A 21,981-nucleotide genomic window follows, 5' to 3' on the forward strand; every position below is an offset into this window, starting at 1 on the left:
TTATCTCGCAGCGTCGATGGCTTGAACGACAGTGTCACTGTCGAGAATGACAGGCAGTGGAATACCGCTTCTATAGCTTGGGCCGTAGACGATATTAAATGGCACACCAAATCGACCATTACTTTGTAGGTATTGAGTGACACTTTCACTTGGTGTTGTCCAATCGCCTTTCATCAAAACAATGTCTTCTTGCTGCAGGTGGCTGTAGACAGGGTCTTGGAGAATGACGCCGATCTTGTTGGCCTTACAGGTAATACACCACTCAGCGGTCACATCGACAAATACCGTTTTGCCTTGCTCAACCAATTGAGGGATTTGTTTTGCATCTAGCTTTTGCCAATCGAGATCGTCAACAATCGGTGTCGCCCAGTTATCAGCGGTGACACTACCGACGATCAATGCAGCACCAAACACCAAGGTTGTGGTTGCGACGATAGGAATAAGCACCTTGCGACCCAACTTACGGCCAATCCAAATCAATACTGAAATCACGATAAATAGCGACAGCAGGATAGTTGGGAATTTACCAATGAATGGGCTAAGGAGGCTTGTTAGCCATAGGCTGGTAATGAACATCATTAAGCCAAATACCAGCTTAACTTTGAACATCCACGCCCCAGGCTTTGGAAGCAATTTGGTTAGGCTTGGGAATAGCGCAAAGATCAACCAAGGCGCACTCATACCGATACCAAGCGTGATGAAGATAGCCCATAACTCTTGGTAGCTTGCTCCAAGTGCATACGCGACAGCGGTTCCTAAGAATGGCGCGCTACACGGCGTTGCTAACAGCGTTGCAAACATGCCTTGAACAAAGTGGCCTGAATGTGAGTCATCGCCTTTGGTTACCATCCAGGTGTTTAAACCTGATGGTAGTCTGAATTCGAATAACCCAAGCAGGTTAATCGAAAACAGCAAAGTGATGATCAGCATGAACCCGATGAACCAAACATTTTGGAACTGGATTCCCCAGCCAATTGCATTACCACCCATTTTTAGAGCGGTCATACCTAGGGCTAACAGCGCAAATGATGTAATGACACCTGAAGCAGAAGCTAAGAATGAGAGTCGAATATGACGATTAGATGCACCTTGGTTTTGAATGATGCTGTTTAATTTCATTCCTAAGACTGGCAACACACATGGCATGATGTTGAGGATCAAACCACCAATTAAAGCGAAGCCTATCATCGCCAAAAAGCCGTTGTTGCTTGTTTGGTAAGCGATCGGTTCTGAGCCAACTTTGGCCGTCATCTCTTCGGCGAAATTAGTGTCTGAAACGGTGACACTAACGGTGCGATCCGTTAAGGCGACTTCGCCTATCCAGTTGCTGACGTCAAATACAGCGGTCATCGTATTGCCGGTGATGTGGACGGTTGGTTGAGCAAAGAAATCATCGATGACTTCTTTGCCATCGATCAACACCATCGGCTTATCCCAGCCTTCGTTACTGGTTAGTTGAGTGACCAGTTGTTGCTTGCTTTTGTCCCAAAATAGACCGTTTACTGAAGTCCGGTTCGCTTCTCTTGGAGATTGGCTCATGCCTTGGTTGAACAAGAACATCGCTTCTTCATCGAACTGCAATTGCTGCGTGTCGATAGGGAGTTCGATGTCATAGTCAGTCAAAACACAAATATTGGTGCACGACGGGAACGAGAGAGAAGCCCTAAATACAGCAGGTTGCGTTTTGTCTTTCAACGTTAGGGTGACAGGAAAGCTTACGTGCTTTTTGTAGCCCAGCGTCATTACGTCAAGTTGTTCGTAGTATTTAGGGATCGGCCAATGCCAATCTACAGACTCTATATTAGTTGAATCAGACCAGTCCCAGCTTGGCGGAATGCCACCTTCGCCTGGGCTGCGCCAATAGGTTTTCCAGTCGCCGTCGAGCACGACATCGAGCACGGTTTGGATCTTAGAGCCGTCATCCGACTGTTCACCCGTCGACATCATTCGCATTTTAACAGGCGGATGCTCAGGCACACTAAGCCAGCCTGTTGTCTGTGCCAAGGCGGTAAATGACGTCATAACCAAAAGGGCAGTGACTAAGGTTTTCGCGCATGTACGCATAGAGAATGCCAATGAATCGACAAACTTAGTTAGTAGTGTGTTGTACACAAATGTATCTCCAAAAAATAAATAAAAGGGTGTAGTAGCCCGGTTATTTACTCTCTAAATATACAGTGCTTTAGATGCAATCGGTGTTTTGTCGGTCGAGTAGAGCGATGATTGTCTCTAGATAATCTCGAGATGTGAGGAGGTAAGTTAAACGCAACAGCAATAATAAGTACGAATGGGATCAGCCAGCCGGTTTTTGGGGCGGCAAAGGTCAGCATTTTTGAACTTAGGCTGCATGAACTTGAATTGGGGGACGTTAACATTTTTGAGGCTTCTAAGCCGAAAACACTGGCGTATAGAGTGGCCATTTTTTCTGAAGAAGCGATGTCGGTTTGAGGGTTACTGGTTTCTGTATGAGTTTGTGCACCAACTAGGACTGATTGACCATTAGCGGATGCAGATAACGATACTTTCTTTACGGCCAGAGTGCTCGCCAGACAAGTTACGATAACCAGTCCGGTAAGGAAGAGCGCCCAAAGCGAATGCTTTTGTCGGCGGTTCTTTGTGGATAAGAAAAGTAGTGATGTGTTCAGCAAATTAGTCAGTAATCAAATCTGTTAGTCGTTAAAGCAAGCTCATTGAATTGTGGTTAGCTTAGATAAGTTCTCTTCGTGCCACAAGTCATAAAATGGTTAAAGTGAAACTATGTATAAACGCGGAAAACGGCAGGTACACGATAAACGACGCATAAACACCAATTCACGCGTATACGACCTTGAGTTCTAGCTAAAGTTCACAACAACTGAAAGTTATCGCTAATTATTCTGTATCGAGTGGTCTAACCAAGATGAGGCGATACAAAAAAGCCCAACAGACCGTCAGTGAATGTGTTGGGCTTTAATCATTGGTGCTATTGGAAAGGCTTAGTGAGTGCGGCGAGGGCCGTTACGTACCAAGTCTTTACCGTTATCAAACACTTCTTTGGTGATCCAGCGAGCAAGCAGAACTTTGTGGCTGCTGTTGAATACAGCAACGAAGTGACGACCATCTGAATTATTGGTTGCCATGCCTACACCTTCAACCCCTTCAAGGCCTAAACCGCCAGCTTCCACTGAAATTAGGAATTGCTCTAGTTCTTCTAGAGACTCAATAATATCAAGTTCGTTGTTCATTTTTATGATCTCTTGCTGTGAGCCAACATCCTATTTAAGGCGCTTTAGTGCATGTGCCAGAATGAAGATATTGGTCGTTGTTCTTTGTTGGATGCGTACTCTACAGGTCATAAGAGGGGATTGGAACTCTCAAATATTAGAAGAAGGCTGATAATTTGCGAATTTTTAGCATAACATACGTTTAAATGCTTGTTATCCATATTCTTTTTACTACTATTTATAGGGTCAATTTAGACAGTAATAGGAATTAATATGATGAAGGTTTGGCGTTGTCTATTGTTAATGTTGGCGTTTGTCGCATTTGGAAGTTATGCGCAGAGCGTTGAGAAAATCGGAGAAGTACAAGATCAGTTAATGCTCGATCTAGCAACATTAGAAACGGCGCATGATGCTGAGAAGCCCTTTCTTGAAGATATCTTAAGGCGTAAGAATCAGGGTCTACGCGAAGAGATTTTTTCACAGCTATCGTCAGATAAAAAAGAGGGGCTGGATGTCACTCTTGCTCAGCAGGTCGAACTGCTACAAAAATTGCTGTCGTTGAATGAAACTAAAATCGTTTCAATGAGTAAAGAAAACCGTTCAGCTGAAGGTGACGCTAAAAAACGCCTTGAATTGCGTATTCAAAAACGAATCGGAATGATGGATGTCTATTATCAGCAGCTTGCTAAGACCTTAAATTGGTCGAAAGAGCGTGGTGTTGATGTTGCTGTTCCTGAAGGTGAACTTAAAACGGCGTTAATTGCTCGTTCTAAATACCTGACAAATGCCATTCTTTACACAGACACACAGCGACAAGATCTAGAAGCGCGTTTGTCTTTTGTGAATGAAGAAGAGAAAGCGACGATTAAAAAGGAGCTTGAACGTTTCAGCGAGCGCACTAGCGTTATGGTCGCGAGCTTAGAAGAAACCATCACGCTAATGGAACCGTTTGGCGTGGATGTGACTTCGTACAAACGTGTTTTGCTAGCGACGACAGGTGACATTAACGCCGATGTGTTGGATGTTGATGTTGCACTGGAGCTGTTGGATGGTTGGCTTCGTTCGTTCAGTTCATGGGCTTTTGAAAATACCCCTTCTTTTATCGTTAAACTTGCTCTGTTTCTCGGTATTTTGTATGTAACTCGCCTTATTGCTAACGTGGCTCGCAAAACCGTTCGTAAGAGTGTTTCGCACTCTAAAATGGACTTCAGTGTATTGATGCAGGACTTCTTTGTATCCATCGCATCTAAAGCGGTCGTGTTTATTGGTTTGCTTATCGCACTGTCTCAAATAGGGATAGAGCTAGCACCTCTTCTTACTGGTTTCGGTGTAGCCGGTGTCATCATTGGTTTCGCATTGCAAGACACACTATCTAACTTTGCATCGGGTTTGATGATCTTGATCTACCGTCCTTATGACGTCGGTGACATGGTTAAAGTGGCAGGCGTGCAAGGCACGGTAAAAGACATGAGCTTAGTATCGACGACTGTTCAAACCATTGATAACCAACGCTTGGTGATCCCAAACAACAAGATTTGGGGTGACGTGATCAACAACATCACGGCAGAACGTGTAAGACGTGTTGATATGGTTTTCGGTATTGGTTATTCAGATGATATCGATAAAGCGAAAGCGGTATTGAACGACATCATTCTTGCACACCCTCTAGTGTTGAAAAAACCAGAGCATATGATCAAGCTTCATACCTTGAATACGTCTTCTGTTGATTTCGTAGTACGACCTTGGGTTAAGACTGATGACTATTGGGATGTGTACTGGGATGTAACGGAAACCGTGAAGAAACGCTTCGATGAAGAAGGCATCACGATTCCATTCCCTCAACGAGATGTACATATTTACAATCACGAAGAGAACTAAACGAAAGATCTAGTATGAAAAGCTATTACGAAAAAGCTAAGCATGGCTTAGAGCCATCATTCTTAATGTGATATCAAATGGACGCTGAACAAGCGTCCATTTTTATTGGTTGCCGCTTATGTTGAGCTTCATTCTTTTATGTCACTCAACCACCTTAGAATTACGTTATGATGGGGTAGGCTTAATCTGGAAAGTTGAAATCGAATGGACGATTCACAGCAAAAAACGAATACTAGAAATACAACGGTAAGAAAAGCGACGCGAATTGAAAGTGTTATGAACTCTGCGATGTGGCATTTAACTCAGAGAGACATGACGGAAAGCGAGTTAGTGGCGAAGCTCAAAGTGAAAACCGACAATCAAGAATGGATCGATGAAACTCTAGGGACATTGAAAGGCTTCGGGTATCTCAAGTCTGACCAAGTGTTTGCAGAACAATTCGTGGAACAAGCTTTCTCTGGTGAATTCGGTTCTCGATACATTGTCGAAAAACTGAAGAAGAAGGGGCTGACCGATTCAGTGATTTCTGATGCAATCCATAAAGTGTCGTTCGAAAAGTCTATTGATGAACAAACCATCTTGATAGACCGAATCAACCACTACTATTCAAGCTTTACCATGAGCCGTGAAAAGCTGGTTGCGACACTGCAAAAGCGTGGCTTTAGCTATCAACAAGTTAAGGTAGCGATTGACCAGCACCCACAAGCGCATCAACTGAAAAGTAACATTCAAATTAAGGCCGAGAAAGCCGATTTGGAAAAAGAGGTGCTCAAGTATGCTCGTAAAGGCAAGGGACTGACTGCCATTCAGCAAGAACTTAGACAACGACAAATCGACACCAGTGAACTGTCATCGCTCATCGACCGATTGATTAATGAAGAGCAGCTAGATTTCTATTCTTCGTGTTTAGAACAGTTGCAGAAGAAGTCTTATGACCTAAACGATCATAAAGAACGCTCCAAGGCTTACGCGATGCTAAGTCGAAAGGGGTTCTCTTCAGACGAGATCAAATTTGCATTGAGTGAAGATAACGAATAACTAAGCCGGAAAAATTTCCTATTGTAGTATGTTGGTTTGTCCTAAGTAACTATTGGACAAAACCTTGCTAGCGTCTTTCTTAAATTAGCGAGTCATGAATAACTTCAGGTATTGCAAACCTCCAATCAAGTGGCCAAATTAACTCAGCCACTACAAGGCTCTAGTCCATTAGGCAAAGCGATAAAGTACACGCTTGGGCAGTGGTCAAAGCTTATTCGTTATATCGACGCACTCCTACCTTGGAACTTCAAACACTGATAAGTCGCCCCGTGGGTTCATGGGGCGGATACGATACACATGCGGACTCTCAGATAAGCAAAATAGGTTTGGGTTACTAGCCCCTTAGTGTAAGATTACCGCCTATTTCTGTGGTGCTAGGGAGTCGGCCCAAAAGAGTTTAAGGACATATTGTGATATGTATAGGCAGGAATGCTCTTACTTATCTATCTTGCACAGAGCTATCAAACAAACGACAGACAGAGTGATAAAACTGTCAATAAATTTAGTGACTGTATGATCAAAAATTTTGCTTCCTCGGAATACACAAGTGTTATTGAACTAAAAAATGACTTTCAACAACTTATCGGCAGTAGATTCTTTCTCGGCCCCCTTTCTGAAGAAGAAGCTCAAAAAGAGTTTGAACGATGCAAAACCCCCTTTACTGACGCGACTACAAACATAGATGGTAATGTAGTGACCCAATGCTACAAGAATGTAAACCCTATGCTTATTTTTATCTGTGAAGAGCAATATTTCATCGTATATCCATAACACGTGGGAGCAAGGGGCATGGAGTCTAACTTTTTACGATTACTAGATGAGGCACCAGCAAAGCTGTTTGAATCCATCGCGACGGCGGAACAACTCTTTGTGGACGAGCATTATCATTTTGTACCTACAGCAATTCGCTCCTTCTGTGAAGGGGTGTTGGCGACGGCTTTAGAGATCGACCCTGGTTCGAATTCTAAGTCTTTGGCAAAACTGATTGAAGAATTTTCAAACAAGTTCAACAAACCTCATATTTCCTATGCTGCCAAACGAATTCAAAAAATGGGAAATAAGGCCAGTCACTATGAACCTAGACAGTACTCCCGCTCTGACTTGCAGGTTCTTTTTCAGGATGCAAAAAAGCTCTACGAGTTCTTAATCATCGATGTCTATCACAAGAATATTGTTTCGGAACCTTTCTCGTTGGAGAAGTTAGGGCATGCAGAGTTAAAAGAACACGCGGCGAACCAAGACAAGATCAAAGAGCTATCCGAACAGGTCGACTTAAATGGGCGGTTGATGTTGGAGCTCAAAAACTACCAGCAAGTCAATCGTGAACTACGACAAAAGATGTCCTTGTATGAGGCGGATTACTCGGTTAGACAAAAAGAACTCGAAGCTTTGGCCAAACGCGACAGCGAGTTGAAATACGCCTTGGAAACGGCACTAGTTGACGACCAAGCTTCAGTACAAGATGAAGTAGATAGCATTAGACTTCAAAAAGATAAACTAGAAAAAGACGTTCAGTTTTATGAGCGTAAACTTACTGAACTCAAGGTTGAAGAAGCTACGTTATGGCAAGATAATCAAAAGCTAGAAAAAGACTTACTCCACGAGATTGACCAGTCTCAAAAGCTAGAGCAGATCCGCTCAATTCCACCGCTAAGCGAGCACCAAGAAAAGTTGATCCATATCGATTCAGGCAGGCACTTTCTTGAAGCCCCCCCTGGAGCTGGAAAAACCACGATCTTAATTCATCGTCTTGAGAAAGCGTTACTCAAGCATAATGATGACCAAGATATTGTGTGCCTAACCTTCACCACTCGTGCTGCAGAAGAGATGCACATTCGAGCAAAAAGCGTACTTAATGACAGGCAGCCATTCATTGGTAACTTCCATAATTTTTGCTTAGATAGCATTCGTAAGAGCAAAAGATTAAGTTTCCAAGAGAAAAGATTCGGTATTCTTGATGATGAGTACCGTGAAGTTCTTTTAGAAACAGCTAAGAAGTCTGCAAGCAGCACCGTCTCGAAAGTCATGAATCCACATTTCAAAAACTTAGTGGTTCAAACCGGTGATATTGCAAAGGTGGCGAGTTCTCATAGCTTCAACCGCACGTTCTTTGGTTCTTACCTTTTGATGTTGACACTGACATTGCTGGATGATGCTGAATTGATAAGTACGTTCTCGGACCTACTTGAGAAGAATATGGCGCAACTATTGTCTGAGGCTACACTGAATTTTGATAAAGAAGAACCGTCACAGGAAGAACTAGCACAGTATATATGGTCTGTGTTTATAGCCTTCAGAGAGCTTAAAAAGCAAAGTGGCACTTATGACTTTGATGATATTCTTTGTATAGGCTTACAGGAAATCATTGCAAGAAAAGATAAAAAGAAATACATCCAGATTGATGAAGTTCAAGACCTGTCTCCAATACAGTGGGAAATCATCAATGCCATGAGCGATGAAGACAGCCATATTTTCTGTGTAGGTGATACTTATCAGTCTATTTATAGCTTCTTAGGCGCAGATACTGAAAAGCTTAAAAAGCGCACGACCCACTATGAACGCCATGAACTTATTAATAACTTCCGTTCTGACAAAAACATTGTCGATCTGCTTAGCGCATACCGAAAGTTCAATTGGCAACTCCCAGAACTAAAAGGGAATAGTGACGCTGATGATAAGCAGTCGACATTGCTATTAGGTTATCCTGATAATGTGGCAGAAATTCACAACGTCATTCTGATGATCGAGAAAATACTAGAAAAAAACTCATCAAGACAAGTCGGACTATTGTGCTCAACGAACAAAATAGCGGAATCGTATTGTAACTTTCTTAATTTGAAAAAAATCGATTTTTTTAGGGTTAGTGAAAGTGATTTGATGCAGAGAAATGAGATTCAAGACTGGATGAGCTGCCTTCGAGCTTATCAAGGAGTGGCGACAAATAAAGACTGGTGGCGCTTGTCCTATAGATTTAGCAAGAAATGGGACGGCAAACTCACCAAATCCAGGTGCATTCAGTTTATAAATGCTTTGAAGCAGCATGGTGTTACTGTTTATGACATCCTCCAAAGTGGCAACCTTAGTAAGACAAGCAACAGCAATACTTATACTTATAACTTGAAAGAATTAGTCGCGAAATTCAAAGGGCAAGGGGTTGTCATTTACGATACAGAAACAACGGGGTTAAACTTTGAGTCGGACAAAATTGTACAAATTGCAGCGGTTAAAGTAGTTAATGGCATCATTACTGATGAGTTTGATAGATACGTACACCTGGATATTGAATCAGATTTAGATTTAAAAACACAATTTGAACAAAGCCAAAAAGTTCATAAGATAGAAGCAACCCAAGTTGCTAATGGCCAGCAGTTAGACCAAGTATTGATTGATTTCTTTGAATTTGTTGGAGACTGTGCCGTCGTCGCGCATAACCTTACGTTTGATGAAACAATGCTTAAGATGAACAGTAATGCGTTGAACGACTATCGTACGATAGATGCATACCACCGTTTTAAGCAGAATGTTCAAATGGATACGTTATTGCTCACCAAGCAGCATTTCCCAAATCAGGCGAACTATAAACTAGAGAGTCTTCTTAAAGATTTCGATTTGGAAGGCGTTAATAGCCATAATGCTTTAGATGATGTGAAAGCGACCGCATCGTTACTTAAGCACCTTATGGGCGTCATTACACCTAAACTTTCACACATTGATTCACTTATCGATGGAGAGGCTCAACTAGTCGAAGATCTTCGAGAAAATTGGGTAGAGATCGAGAAATTAATGGGACCTCAAACCATCGGAAATAGTACTTCATTAGCTGAAACGCTAGATGCATGGCTCATGTTCATTCAAGATAAATCGGATTGGTACAACAACGTTCAAGACGTGTCTTCGGAAGCAAGAGATAAGCTTATTCCTTGGTTGGAAAAAAGTGGCGAATACCAAGGATTACTCAACAACTTAGTTGATGACTCGAATCCATCGATTGCCAAACTATTCACATTAAAAGAAGTTGACCTGATTGATGACAAAAAACACCGCCTTATTGTGAGTACTATCCATAGAGCAAAAGGCCTAGAGTTTGAAACAGTGATTGTTCCTAATGCGGTCGGAGATACATTCCCTCCGTGGGTGCCTGATTCTGCGTCAAATCAAGAACGTCTGAGTCGTTCGAATGAGAGTCAGCGCCTGCTGTATGTTGCTTTGAGTCGACCTAAAAACAAGCTGATTGTGACATATCATGAACATCTTGCACCGAAAGGCTTCCCTAAGGGTTTAAGTCCTTTTATTGAAGGTATAAAAAGTACTTTTGGGTTCTCCAGAACATAATGTCACAGATGGTATGAACACTCGTCTATACAGTGTTAAATCTTCTACGAGTGGAACTTCAAACACTGACAAATCGCCCCGTGGGTTCATGGGGCGGATACGCTAAGAGAGCTATAAGAATAGATAACTTTTAGTAAGGGAAAAAACCATTAACAGGATATGAACGAGTAAAAGGTCTATCTAATAATGGGGCAAAAATGAGTTATGTCACTACTCATTTTTGCCTTTTTCATTAGCATTAAAACTCAATCTATCGACCGTATTGCTCAATAATAAAGTGCTCAAAATCATCACACATTTGGTCATTCGACTTTGCATTATTCGCTAATTCAGTTGCTCCATCAACGATCGATACCTTCGCATTCAAATCCGCGACTGGTGCACGTTCTCTTGTCGACAGCTGTTTGATTTTTTGCTCCTCAATCGCCCAAGCCTCCTCTGGCGATAAGTTACACTCGTCAGCGAGATATTTGGCATTAAAACCTTCCCCAGTCAGGCTTTCGATTGTACCGTTATGGTTCACGCTATTGCCTTTATGCCAATAGTGTTTCGCCAACAAAGGCCCGATCTCTGGGTTATCTGTTAAGTAACCAAACTTGTCGGTGAAATAAGCTCGTGTTTGATACACCGCCATATGAGCCAATAGATAACCTTGGTATGAGCAAGATGCTTCATCAGACAATAAGTGAGGGATCGCCATTAGTGGACGAGGGCTGCAAGACAATCCAAGAATTGCCTTTTCACTGCTACGAGCAAGTGCCGTGATTTTTTCAGGCGTGAGGTCTTCATCAGCTAATTCGTACAGGGCTCGCTCGAAATATGGAACCACAAGAATGCTGCGTTCTTGGTAAGCTCGGAAGGGCTGTTTATTGTCGATGATGGCTTTAATTAGATCATCTGGCACAGGTTGCCCGTCCGCATTTAGAGCGTACTGTTTTAGCCAGTCAGCGTCATTTAACAAGCTGTCGCAGAACATGGATTGTGTTTCAGCATAAGCCATCGAAGTCGGCGCAAACTCTTGAGAGAAACAAGGGGCGTTCATTTTTACATTAGCAAAATGCGCCGCGTGACCACCTTCGTGAAATAGTGTGTTAATCCCATCATAGCCACTGCCTATTTGATCGGGCTTAGCGTTGCTAGTGAAATTAACTTGGGCCGCAACCCAAGCATCTTGGTCATAGAAAGAAGGGATAGGGCCATGGCAGAAGCCATTAGGGTATTTTCCTTTGCGATCAAGTAAATCGAGTTTCAATGTCGCTTGAGAGTATTCAATGTTGAGGCGACCAAAAGACTCTATCCAGCGTCTTAATGATTTTGAGAACGGAACATACGGGTCAAGATCATTCATAACGTCACCTGCAAAAGAGTAGGTAAAGTTATGGGCTTGAAGTGCATTCTCGCCTTTCTGCTCTGCCAAATTGGCTAGGCTTTGCTGATGGCTATCACGCGTGCGTGCTTCGAAGTCATCCAGAATCGTAAACAGTTGTTCTGTCGTCATCTGTTCGGTTTTTACCACCGAGTAATCAAAGAAGGTTTTAAACCCCAGTGATTGAGCAAATTGGTTACGTTTTTTGATCAGCTCAATAAAGCCGTTAGCCAGCAGCCATTGCTCTAAATCTAATAATGCTTGATGTACAGAAAGCCTAACTTGTTCATTACCATTACTTCTAACGGCTGAACCTAAAACGGGCAGCGATCCTTCTGTTTCATCACCTGTTTCATTTACGTAAGTCATTACATGATTCTGTTTTTTCTCAAACAGTTCAGCCTCAAACTTTATGAGATCGGATTTAAGCTTCTGTGACTGCTCAGACTCAATAGCGTGAGATCTAAAGGTCGCCAACCAACCATTCAAGCCTGTCAGCGTACTCTCTTTTTCGAGAGGATCTTGAATTTCATCAATAGCAGCGAGTTGCGTTTCGATAGCAGTAATCTGTTCGGCAGAGCTTAGAAATTCCGTCCACTGAGTCTGCGCGAGTGTCGAGCCATCGTGGTCGTCACTGATCCCCATATATGTATCCCAAAAGAAGTCTTCTTTCGCTTTATGAGTCGCAAGATACTTTTGATTCAATTGGTTGAGATAGTTCGTTGCAGTCATGACATTCCTTGAAATTTAACCAGTAATTTCAACATTATGACACATTCATTGAATGTATTTTGTGACGATAGATATAACTGAATGCAGTCACAGCCTATCGGTTTTCTTTACAGCGTATTAGTGATAATTAACTGTTAATGGTTTGTTGTTTGCTAGTATTAACTAAAGAGAGTGTGCTGATTTCTCCGGCTTTTTATTGAGTAAATTGATGTTCTCAAGGTCAGCGTTTTTGTAAGGAAGAGGTTTAGGATGGATCCTATTTTATATATCGAAGTTGGTGGTGTTGTGTGGCAAGTATTCCCTGATGGGACTTGGCTTCAATTACCTGCTACGCAGCCAAAAGTTGAAGGCGTGCAAGTCGTCAGCATTGAACCTCAGAATTTACAAGAGGCTCAGCCCCTAACCGAACCACAAATCGCCGCAGTTGAACAACAGTTGGAAAAGGTGGTCACCGAACTCGTCAACAACATTGAAAGCGCACCTCAACAGCCTAACTCAGTAAATGATCAACCTAGTTCCAGCGCCTCTTTTATTGCTTATGTTCGTTCCACCTTAGATGAAACGCTCGCTGAGGCGGGTTTTGATACGCGTCCTGCAGAATATGCCGACGAAGATACAACCTCGAATGAGGGTAACCTTGATATTCTGTTACCTAGTGCACTATTAACCGTTGATATTTTGGATGGTGGAGACGGTTACGAAAATCAGTTTGAAGTACCAAGTGTCACGATTACGGGCACGGCAGTGGATGTTCGAGACGGGCGTACCGTTGTTCTGACCATCACTGATGTTAACGGAAACACAGTAACCACCACAGCCATCACAAGCGATGAAACGTATGTCGTCAATGGCGTCGACCTCTCTTCATTGGAGGAGGGGGATCTTCAAGTCGATGCTGTCATTGCTGATGATTTTGGCAATAGCATTGCAGCTAACGATTCCACAATCAAAGACACATTAGCCAACATTGAGGTTGACTTCGATGGCTTTGGTGATGAGTTTTACAATCAATTTGAAATATCGAATGGGGTGCTAGTTGGTACGATTGCCAATGTAGAAGATGGGCAAACCATCAACATTTCAATTACCGATAGCCAAGGAACGATACAAGAATACACAACGGAAGTATCCGGCGGAACTTGGACTCTGACTCTTCAAGACTACTCAAGCTTTGCAGAAGGTGAGCTAACCGTTGTTGCCAATACTATCGATATTGCTGGAAACCCTACAACAGCGACCGACACGATCGTGAAAGATACGCTAGCGGACATCACCGCTGCGGTTGATGATGGTGGCGACGGTGTCCTCAATAGCTTCGAAATTCAGTCGGCTAAATTCTTTGGTACGGTACAGAACGTAGAAGATGGCCAAACGGTCAATATTCGTATTTCTGACAGCACAACGAATGTCATTGTTCTGACGGCAACTGTGATTGATGGTGCTTGGTCAGTTGAAGGCGTGGATCTAACCAGCTTTTCCGATGGTGGCATTCAAATTGAGGCTGACACTGTTGACGTTGCCGGTAACCCTGCTTCTGCAATAAATAGCGCAGGGCAAATTGTTATTGATACTGTTTCGCCTGTTATAGACATTGATACGCTAGACGGTTTTAGTATTTTGGCATTTCGTGGCGGCCAACTTACAACCATGCAAGGCACAACCAATGTTGCCGAAGGTCTTCCTGTTTATATTGAAGTTAATGATGGCTCTCAGACTCTTGTGTTTGAGGGTGTTGTTGATGCATCAGGTAATTGGGTTGTTGAAAATATAGATGTCTCGTCCCTAAACTTGGCGTCAGAATGGACGGTTGATGCCAAAGTTTTCAATACGGTAGGCAATCAAGCTATCGATGATATGCCAAGCATTATACTGCCCGAGTCGGTTGTGTTCTCAGAAACTGTTGTCGGGATTTTTGGAAATCAAACTCAGACCTCTGATATTCGCATCGATTATGCGGATTTCTCTTTTAGCGATGATCAAAGCATCGCAGAGTCACTAACTTCTCAAACCCTATCGATAACCGTTGCTGTATCGGCTGATAAACAAAGCCTCATTGGCACACGAAGCGATGGGCAAAAAGTATTCGATGCGTCAATTTCCGGCAGCAACGTAAATATCAATTTTTATAAGGCGATTGATCAGGAAGCTGGGTTAGATTCAATTCTGACGGCTTTGCTCATCGAAGGTTTGCAAACCGATGCTGATGGTACAACGGAGTTAGTGATAGGACGTTTACCTATTGTCATCAAAGATTCTGAACCTCTGGTTTTTGATGAGTCTTATCAAATGATCGAGGGTGAGATTGCGTCAGGGAACGTGTTGAATAACGACATCGATTTGGATACTCAACTTACGATAAAAAGTGTTGAAGTTGATGGTACGACCAAGACGATTGTTGGTGGCTCTCCGGTTTCATTTGCTACTAGCGAAGGCACCTTGACCGTATTTGCGAATGGCCACTGGACGTTCGTCGCCAACAGGAATTTGGACCACACAGTTGATCAGAACATCACCTTCAACTATGTTGCTGGCGACATCAGTAATGATTTCGGAAACGGCACTGCGGTCATTGATATTTTTGATGGTGATGCAGGGCTAGTTGTTGATGGGACAACGACCAGCTCTGAAGGTGATGTGTCTGATGGAATTCAAACTGTAGTCGGCCAGTTTACCGTTTCCGCTGGATCAGATAATCCAGATCCCGCTTCTATTGTATTTAATGCTAATACTCTGGTGCAGTTAGACGCCTTGGGCTTGACGACCGGAGATGAGAACTTTCCTCTAACCTACACGTTAGCGAATGATGGTAAAACGATTACCGCACAAGCAAATGGTGAAACGATATTCACGCTAACGTTGAGTGCAGTCGCTAGTGGTATCGATGTTCTAGCAGATGTCACATTAGTGTTAGAACAGCCTATCAACCACCTGTTCAGCAACGACTCCATCACCCTGCCACTTATTATTGATGGAACGGATTTAGATGGCACTTCTTTAAAACAAGGGCAATTCGACTGGATCATCCAGGATGGAGCCGACCCAATATTAACTTCAACTAGCAATGCTGCTGTGGACGAATCAGATCTTATTCACGGCAGTGTTTCAGATACTGGCACTTTCAATCTCAACGTCGGAAGTGACTTTGTTGAGTCTGTATTTTTTGATGTTGGAGATCAGCCGCAGTTGTTTAGTGGGGGTGTACAGATCATCTATGTGGTCTCTGCAGACGGAAATGAACTTACTGGTTATGTTGGCTCTGAAAGTGCTGAAAATAAAGCGTTCACCTTGAGCTTTACCTCTCTGTCAGGTGAGACCGATACTGATGTCACTTACACCTTTGAACTATTCAAGGGCCTCGACCAAACGAATGGAACCGACCAAATTCCTTTTGTCATCACAGCAAAAGATGATGACAACGATGAAACTCAATTAACCTTGAACGTCTCGATTACGGATGGTGGGGAGCCTACGATTGGCTCTGGCATGGTCGAGTTGAGTGAAAACCCTGTTGCTGATACAACCCCGTCTGGTGTTGGAACAACAGCGAGTGCAAGCTTAGCCGTGAGTGCGGGCAACGATCCACTCGTGTTCTTGGGGTTAGATGTGACAACTGGCCAAGCCGTTCTTGATAGTGACGGTGAGGCGGTGACACGTAATGGTGAAGCATTGTCTTGGCGAGATAATGGGGATGGAACGTTTGATGCGGTATTGTCGAATGGCGATGCTGTTTTCCAAGTGAGACTTCCTGAAGATTTTAGCTTAGAAGCCAATGGTTCCACGAATGTCACGGTTGAGATTGATTTGTACCAGTCAATAGACCACGGAACCGGTGTGAAGGACACAGAGCTGTCGATTCCAGCCTCAATCGTCACAATCGATTCAGACGGTTCACGAGATACACAAGAATCTGATATTAAGATTTACGATGGTGCAAACCCTAAAATTACTGTTATCGGAAGCATTTCTGTTGATGAAGACGGTCTGCTTGGAGACAGCGAACAGGTTGGTGTTGAAGATTCTAGCCCTTCGTTAGGAATAATCGAAGGTTCCGATGATGTTGTCTCTGTGACGGTCGACACCGCTGCGTTTGATGCACTTTCATATTCGAGTGCAGGGAAAGACATTTCACTGCAAGCTGTCGATTCTGATGGTTGGTATTACGGTCAAGATTCTGATGGAAACAATATATTTAGGATTCGTTTTAATACTGAAGGGACAACAGAGTTCGACCTTTATGCACCTCTCGATCACGCCAATGCTGATGGAGAGAATAATCTAGCCCTCAATTTTGAATTGGTGGTCAACGATGCGGACGGCGATAGCTCTGATCCGGCAATTTATTCTGTCAACGTAACAGATGCTGTCCCAGTTGCGCGTTCAGGGGCAATTGAAATGGTTGAGGGTGATGACCTTAATGGACAATTTCTAACAGAAAAATTCGCAGGTGCCGATGGCGCAACCATTGTAAGTTTTGACTATCGCGGTACTACCTATACCTTTGATAACGCAGGCACTCCTATCACGATTAATCTAATTAATGATTATGATGGTGGGTCTACTTACGGTCAGTTTACGCTTTCTTCAGATGGTAGCTACCAGCTGACTACAAATCCCAATGTATCAACAAACCCTGCAGATCCTAAGATCGTCGATGACATCGATTATCTGGTGCGAGATGCGGACGGTGATAAAGTTACCAGTACTGCTGAGCTTATTCTGGATGATAACGAAGGTTTTATTCGTTATGAAGATTCTGAAACCACAGAAGACAATGACGCGATTATCGTTGTAAGTGTGGCAACCGGCGATGTCGACCAAAGCGAAACCGTTACTGCTATCGAGTTCTCAGAAGCATCGCTAAACGGTGGTAGCTTGTACCTTGATGGGGTGTTGCTTCAAGTTGTAGACGGCAAGGTCACCTTGTCTGGAAGTCAATTGGCAGCGATTGATAGTCAGTTCACTGGGCCTAATGGACAGTTGACTTATCGTCCCGCGCTTCATGAATCCAATACCACCTCAACGGTTATCCTAGCGATCAACGCAATCATTAGCACTGATACGGATCCTAAAGAACTGACGGCTGATGTTGCAGTGTCTGTTTTACCGGTGGCTGATGCACCGGATTGGTCGGCTTCCGTATTCTCCTATCATTCAGTAGAAGATGACTCAGACCCAGTCAGTTTGGACATAACAGCTCAGCTGGTGGATCAAGATACGTCAGAAACATTGAGCTACCAGATTAGTGGGATTCCTGACGGCTTGAATTTGACGTTAAATGGCAACGCAGTCAAAGAAGGGAAATCTTACACACAGGCTCAGATTGATAAAATGGAAATCAGGGCTGACGACAACCTAGCGGGTCGCTTTGAGTTTGAGATTACTGCGGTTGCAACAGAGTCTGGCAATTCATTCGCTGACCCAGATGATAAAACGGCAAGTATTGTACATACCGTTACTGTCGATATTTCACCTGATGCTGATACTCCTCATGTGTCTGTTAAAGACTACAAGGGACTAGAGGATGAAGCTATTTACCTCAAAGACGTTATTGAAGGCGCTTTGGCGGACACCGATGGTTCTGAATCGTTAAGTTATATTATCCAAGTTCAAGATGGCTGGTCTGTTGAAGGTGATGGTACCGCAAAGATAGGCAATAATTCCTATTCAGTCACTGCCGAAGCTATCGCCAATGGTGTTGCTTATATTCAGCCTAAAGAAGACATCAGTTCCTTTACTGAAGATCTGTCAATAGACGTAACAGCAATAGCGACTGAGTCGACGATCGATTCACTTATTCCTATCAATGGGCAAGCGTCAAGTGATACAAAAACCATCAATATCTTTTTGAAAGGTGTTGTGGATGAACCTATCGCGGTAGACGGTGGTAATGGTCATTGGCAATACGACAGTGACAGTAAAGTCATCAGCAACCAATCGGTCTTGAATGAAGATGGGTTAATACAGCTCGACTTCCTCATACAAACGACGGATGACGATGTTTCAGAAGAGATCAACATACTGCTTACTAACATTCCTGAAGGCACTTTGCTGGTGGATGCGTTGGGTGAACCAGTATCGCTGACGATTGCGTATGTTGATGATGTGACAGGGCCCGTATTCCAAGTCTCTAACGCTCAACTGGATGATCTGTATCTCAAGCCAGTTCTTGATTTTAGTGGTGAATTAGAACTCACCGTTATTGCTATCTCAACTGAGCCCGATGGTGATTCGGGCGAGTTTCCTATGACACTTAAAGTAGAGCTAGCGCCGGTCGTTGATCAAGAAGACGGTCAAGTGGTCAGTACTCAAGGCATCGAAGACAGTCAAATCGGGCTGAACCTTGAACCTTCAGTGAATCAGGATATTGATGGCAGCGAATCCTTGACGGGATATGTCATTGATAGCCTACCTGCAGATCTCACTCTTTATTTTGATGGGAGTGTTATTCAGGTCCCAGCTTCAGGCTTAGATTTGGATACTCTACTGGACTCAACAACGCCAACGCTTTCGGATCTTCTAAGCAGCGGCAGGCTTTCTGTTACAGCGACAGAAGATTTAAGCGGAACATTCTCAATTCCTATCACCTATGAAGTCACGGATACCTCTCCAACTGGTGCAACGGATATTAAAGATATTACCGGATCCATTAGCGTGACTGTCGATGCTCGTGTCGAGCTAGATACTCGATTAGAAGGCTCTACAGAGCTGTTACAGAGTACAGATGGCTCGCCTGTTGATATCTCTAACGCCGTGACGTTCGTCGACGCGGATATCGATGGGTCAGAGTACCTAGATTATATTTTGATCGAGATTCCCGACGGCTATTCGTTGATTGTTGAGCACCCTAATGGTGCTGCGCAAGATAGCTCTGGGAATTGGATCATATCGGCGGATGGGCTAACGAGTGACTCTTTCCAAGAGCTCGCAGCGTACATTTTAGATAATGCGACGATTTCCAGCCCAAGTGATACTCCGGTACTGGATATTGTGGTTCGTGCTCGTGTGATTGATGGTGAAGATGCGAGATATATTGATGCGACTTTCCCGCTGCAAATTACTGGTCATGACGGCGGTGGCGGTTCTTGTGACCCTGTTGGCCCACCAAGCCCGATTCAACCCGATGGCGAAATTAAAACACCTGAAGGGGAAGATATTGATCTCACTGGCTTGCTAAACACCGATGTTGGCAGTGATCCAGACAATGAAATCTCTTTCTATATTCCTGCCGATTCACTTCCTGAAGGCGTTGAGATCTCCGGTGATGGTGTGATTGCTGAATACGATGCTTCTGGTGAGATCGTCGGTTATTCAATCACTGCAGATGGACTTTCGAAACTAACGTTAACGGGCTTGGATGAAGATTTTGCAGGGTGTATTGATTTCACCATAGAGACAATTGAGACCTCACCATGTAGCGGTGATACGGTGACGACGGCTCAAACCATTAGTATCCAAGTTCTGCCTGTGGTCGATGACATTACGGTTGAAGCCGACTCCACAACCATTCAAGAAGACATCGCGACAGACCTTAACCTTGAACTGGTTCTTGGTGATAGCGTTGAAGATGGACAATTAATCACTGGTGAAGGCAATAGCGCTACCGGTAAAGAAACCGTTAACTCTCTAACGGTGAGCATTTCGAATGGAGCGACCTTGTCTGAAACTCCAACTGACACCGGGTTGTTAGTTGATAATGGCAATGGTACTTGGACGGTAACGGATCCTAGCCGCTTGAGTGATGTGTTGGTAACACCACCTGAACATTACAGCGGCGATATCACCTTCACGGTAACTGCAAATATTACCGATGAAGCGGATTGTGTCGTTGAAACGGATACGCAAGATAAAACGACCGTAGTCACGATCACCGTTGAGCCAGTCGCTGATGCGGCGAACTTGGTGACAGAGGATATAGTCGGCGACGAGGATAACTACATTTCATTGTCATCACTTAGCGCAGAGCTGATTGACCAAGATGGTTCTGAAAACATGTCGCTTTCGTTGAAGGGAGTTCCTGAAGGCGCAGTTGTCGCGATTAAAATCGGAGACAACTATGAGTTGGTTCCAAACAATGGTGCTGATGGCGGTACCTTCGATGGAAACCCTACCTATGAGTGGCAGTTAGATCCAAGTCAGTTATCTAATCTAGTCATTCTGCCACCAAGAGACTTTAGTGGTGACATTAATCTGTCTCTAGAGGCGATTACTCAAGAAATTGGTACGACGGATATCCGTTATACACAATCTGAATTTACTGTAGGTGTTAACCCTATAGGTGACAAAGTTGAGTTCTTCGATTTACCTGAACAGCTCACTGGAAGTGAAGATGATGGCATCGTGATTCCTCTTGATGCCAATAGCTTTGAAACTAACAGTGATGAGTTTTTAGCAATTACGGTAACAGTGAATGGAACTTCGGACCCATCAGGGTTAGTTGGGTTAGACCGAATTCGAATTGGATCAGAAACCAGTTCTTTCACCAGTGTTGGTGGCATCATACAGGCGACGATCCTCGTTAAAGCAAGTTCTGTTGATGAGCTCGAATTCTTTGCAGGCGATGCGTTTGGTAACCTCGATATTACGATTACCGGCCGAACGGTTGATCAAAATACGGTACTCGGTGAGTTAGTGGTCGACACGGGTGACCCGAGCTCGCAAGACATGACGCTTATTATCACACCAGAGCCTGATGCACCGTTATTGAGCGTTGAATATTCTTCGATCGTGGCAGAAGCAAGTGGCACGATTCCTCTTGGCTTAGACCTTTCTCTTGTAAACCCTGCTGATTCAGAAGTGGGCTTCATTACAATTCATGATATTCCCGCAGGTTTGACGTTCTCACACGGCTCTATGGTCTATGGTCAATATGTGGTGGACTTGGCAGATGTGCCTAACCTAGCGATTACCGGGGGCTACAACAGTGGTGATCAATTTGACCTAACGATAGAGCCGTCTGCAGAGATAGGCAATAACCAAGCGGTCGGGTTACCCCAAACCGTATCGATTGAGTTTGTCGCTGAAGGGGATTCTACGATTACCGCGACAGATGATAACGATCTGTTGATTGGCGGTACAGGCTCTGACAATTTTGTGTTCGCATCTTCAGGCTTAGGGAGTGCAGAAGCACCAAGCTACGATGTGATTCAAGATTTTGATGCGTCTCCAGACACTGATGCAATTGACCTCTCGGGTATTTTGGGAAGCCTAGGGCTTAATACAGGGCTAGGGGCAACACAATATCTAGATTTAGAAGAATCTGGTGAAGGTGTGACCATTTCTATTAAACCTAATGGCGACGAAGACGTTCAACAAAACATCTTAATAGCCGATGTCACGTACGACGATCTGTATCAAGGTGACAGTAGCAGTGCATTAGAAGCACAAATTTTACAAAAAATGATAGAAGACAATAATTTAACGCTGTAAGTTGGA

General features: G+C 43.7%; 8 protein-coding genes. 5 read left to right on the forward strand and 3 right to left on the reverse strand.

Going from position 1 to position 21,981, the window contains the following annotated elements; genetic code table 11:
- Window positions 1–2,064 (reverse strand): protein-disulfide reductase DsbD family protein, encoded by a 2,064-nt coding sequence (locus tag AB4307_RS17360; RefSeq protein WP_372132784.1) that lies wholly within the window; start codon window positions 2,062–2,064, stop codon window positions 1–3.
- Window positions 2,065–2,975: 911 nt separating this feature from the next.
- Window positions 2,976–3,224 carry a hypothetical protein gene (locus AB4307_RS17365; RefSeq protein WP_017062732.1) on the reverse strand — a complete coding sequence of 83 codons (249 nt, stop codon included), beginning with the start codon at window positions 3,222–3,224 and terminating at the stop codon, window positions 2,976–2,978.
- Window positions 3,225–3,476: 252 nt separating this feature from the next.
- Here AB4307_RS17365 and AB4307_RS17370 point away from each other — a divergent pair, with 252 nt between their 5' ends.
- From AB4307_RS17370 to AB4307_RS17385, 4 genes are all read left to right on the forward strand, one after another.
- The gene (locus AB4307_RS17370) at window positions 3,477–5,081 is read left to right on the forward strand and encodes a mechanosensitive ion channel family protein (RefSeq protein ID WP_372132757.1); all 1,605 of its coding nucleotides are present in this window, start codon (window positions 3,477–3,479) and stop codon (window positions 5,079–5,081) included.
- A 204-nt stretch (window positions 5,082–5,285) separates the two neighbouring features.
- Window positions 5,286–6,119 carry a regulatory protein RecX gene (locus AB4307_RS17375; protein ID WP_017068390.1) on the forward strand — a complete coding sequence of 278 codons (834 nt, stop codon included), beginning with the start codon at window positions 5,286–5,288 and terminating at the stop codon, window positions 6,117–6,119.
- Between the two features lie 513 nt (window positions 6,120–6,632).
- Window positions 6,633–6,890 carry a hypothetical protein gene (locus AB4307_RS17380; RefSeq protein ID WP_372132760.1) on the forward strand — a complete coding sequence of 86 codons (258 nt, stop codon included), beginning with the start codon at window positions 6,633–6,635 and terminating at the stop codon, window positions 6,888–6,890.
- An 18-nt stretch (window positions 6,891–6,908) separates the two neighbouring features.
- Complete coding sequence (locus AB4307_RS17385) at window positions 6,909–10,451, forward strand: UvrD-helicase domain-containing protein (protein ID WP_372132763.1); 3,543 nt, start codon at window positions 6,909–6,911, stop codon at window positions 10,449–10,451.
- A 250-nt stretch (window positions 10,452–10,701) separates the two neighbouring features.
- On the opposite strand, the gene AB4307_RS17390 is transcribed toward AB4307_RS17385, so the two are convergent.
- Window positions 10,702–12,549, reverse strand: coding sequence for a M3 family metallopeptidase (locus tag AB4307_RS17390; RefSeq protein ID WP_372132765.1), 1,848 nt, complete (start codon window positions 12,547–12,549; stop codon window positions 10,702–10,704).
- 249 nt (window positions 12,550–12,798) lie between these two features.
- Between AB4307_RS17390 and AB4307_RS17395 the strand changes: the two genes are divergently transcribed.
- Window positions 12,799–21,975 (forward strand): T1SS-143 repeat domain-containing protein, encoded by a 9,177-nt coding sequence (locus tag AB4307_RS17395; protein ID WP_372132768.1) that lies wholly within the window; start codon window positions 12,799–12,801, stop codon window positions 21,973–21,975.
- Window positions 21,976–21,981: the final 6 nt, after the last annotated feature.

It is taken from the genome of Vibrio sp. 10N.261.52.C2 (genome assembly GCF_041471425.1).
GTDB classification, from domain to species: Bacteria; Pseudomonadota; Gammaproteobacteria; order Enterobacterales; family Vibrionaceae; genus Vibrio; species Vibrio crassostreae_C.

What these genes read in the sequence shown, in the direction of transcription:
- AB4307_RS17360 (WP_372132784.1), bottom strand. Translation starts at nt 2,064, where the DNA reads ATGCGTACATGCGCGAAAACCTTAGTCACTGCCCTTTTGGTTATGACG.
- AB4307_RS17365 (WP_017062732.1), bottom strand. Translation starts at nt 3,224, where the DNA reads ATGAACAACGAACTTGATATTATTGAGTCTCTAGAAGAACTAGAGCAA.
- AB4307_RS17370 (WP_372132757.1), top strand. Translation starts at nt 3,477, where the DNA reads ATGATGAAGGTTTGGCGTTGTCTATTGTTAATGTTGGCGTTTGTCGCA.
- AB4307_RS17375 (WP_017068390.1), top strand. Translation starts at nt 5,286, where the DNA reads ATGGACGATTCACAGCAAAAAACGAATACTAGAAATACAACGGTAAGA.
- AB4307_RS17380 (WP_372132760.1), top strand. Translation starts at nt 6,633, where the DNA reads ATGATCAAAAATTTTGCTTCCTCGGAATACACAAGTGTTATTGAACTA.
- AB4307_RS17385 (WP_372132763.1), top strand. Translation starts at nt 6,909, where the DNA reads ATGGAGTCTAACTTTTTACGATTACTAGATGAGGCACCAGCAAAGCTG.
- AB4307_RS17390 (WP_372132765.1), bottom strand. Translation starts at nt 12,549, where the DNA reads ATGACTGCAACGAACTATCTCAACCAATTGAATCAAAAGTATCTTGCG.
- AB4307_RS17395 (WP_372132768.1), top strand. Translation starts at nt 12,799, where the DNA reads ATGGATCCTATTTTATATATCGAAGTTGGTGGTGTTGTGTGGCAAGTA.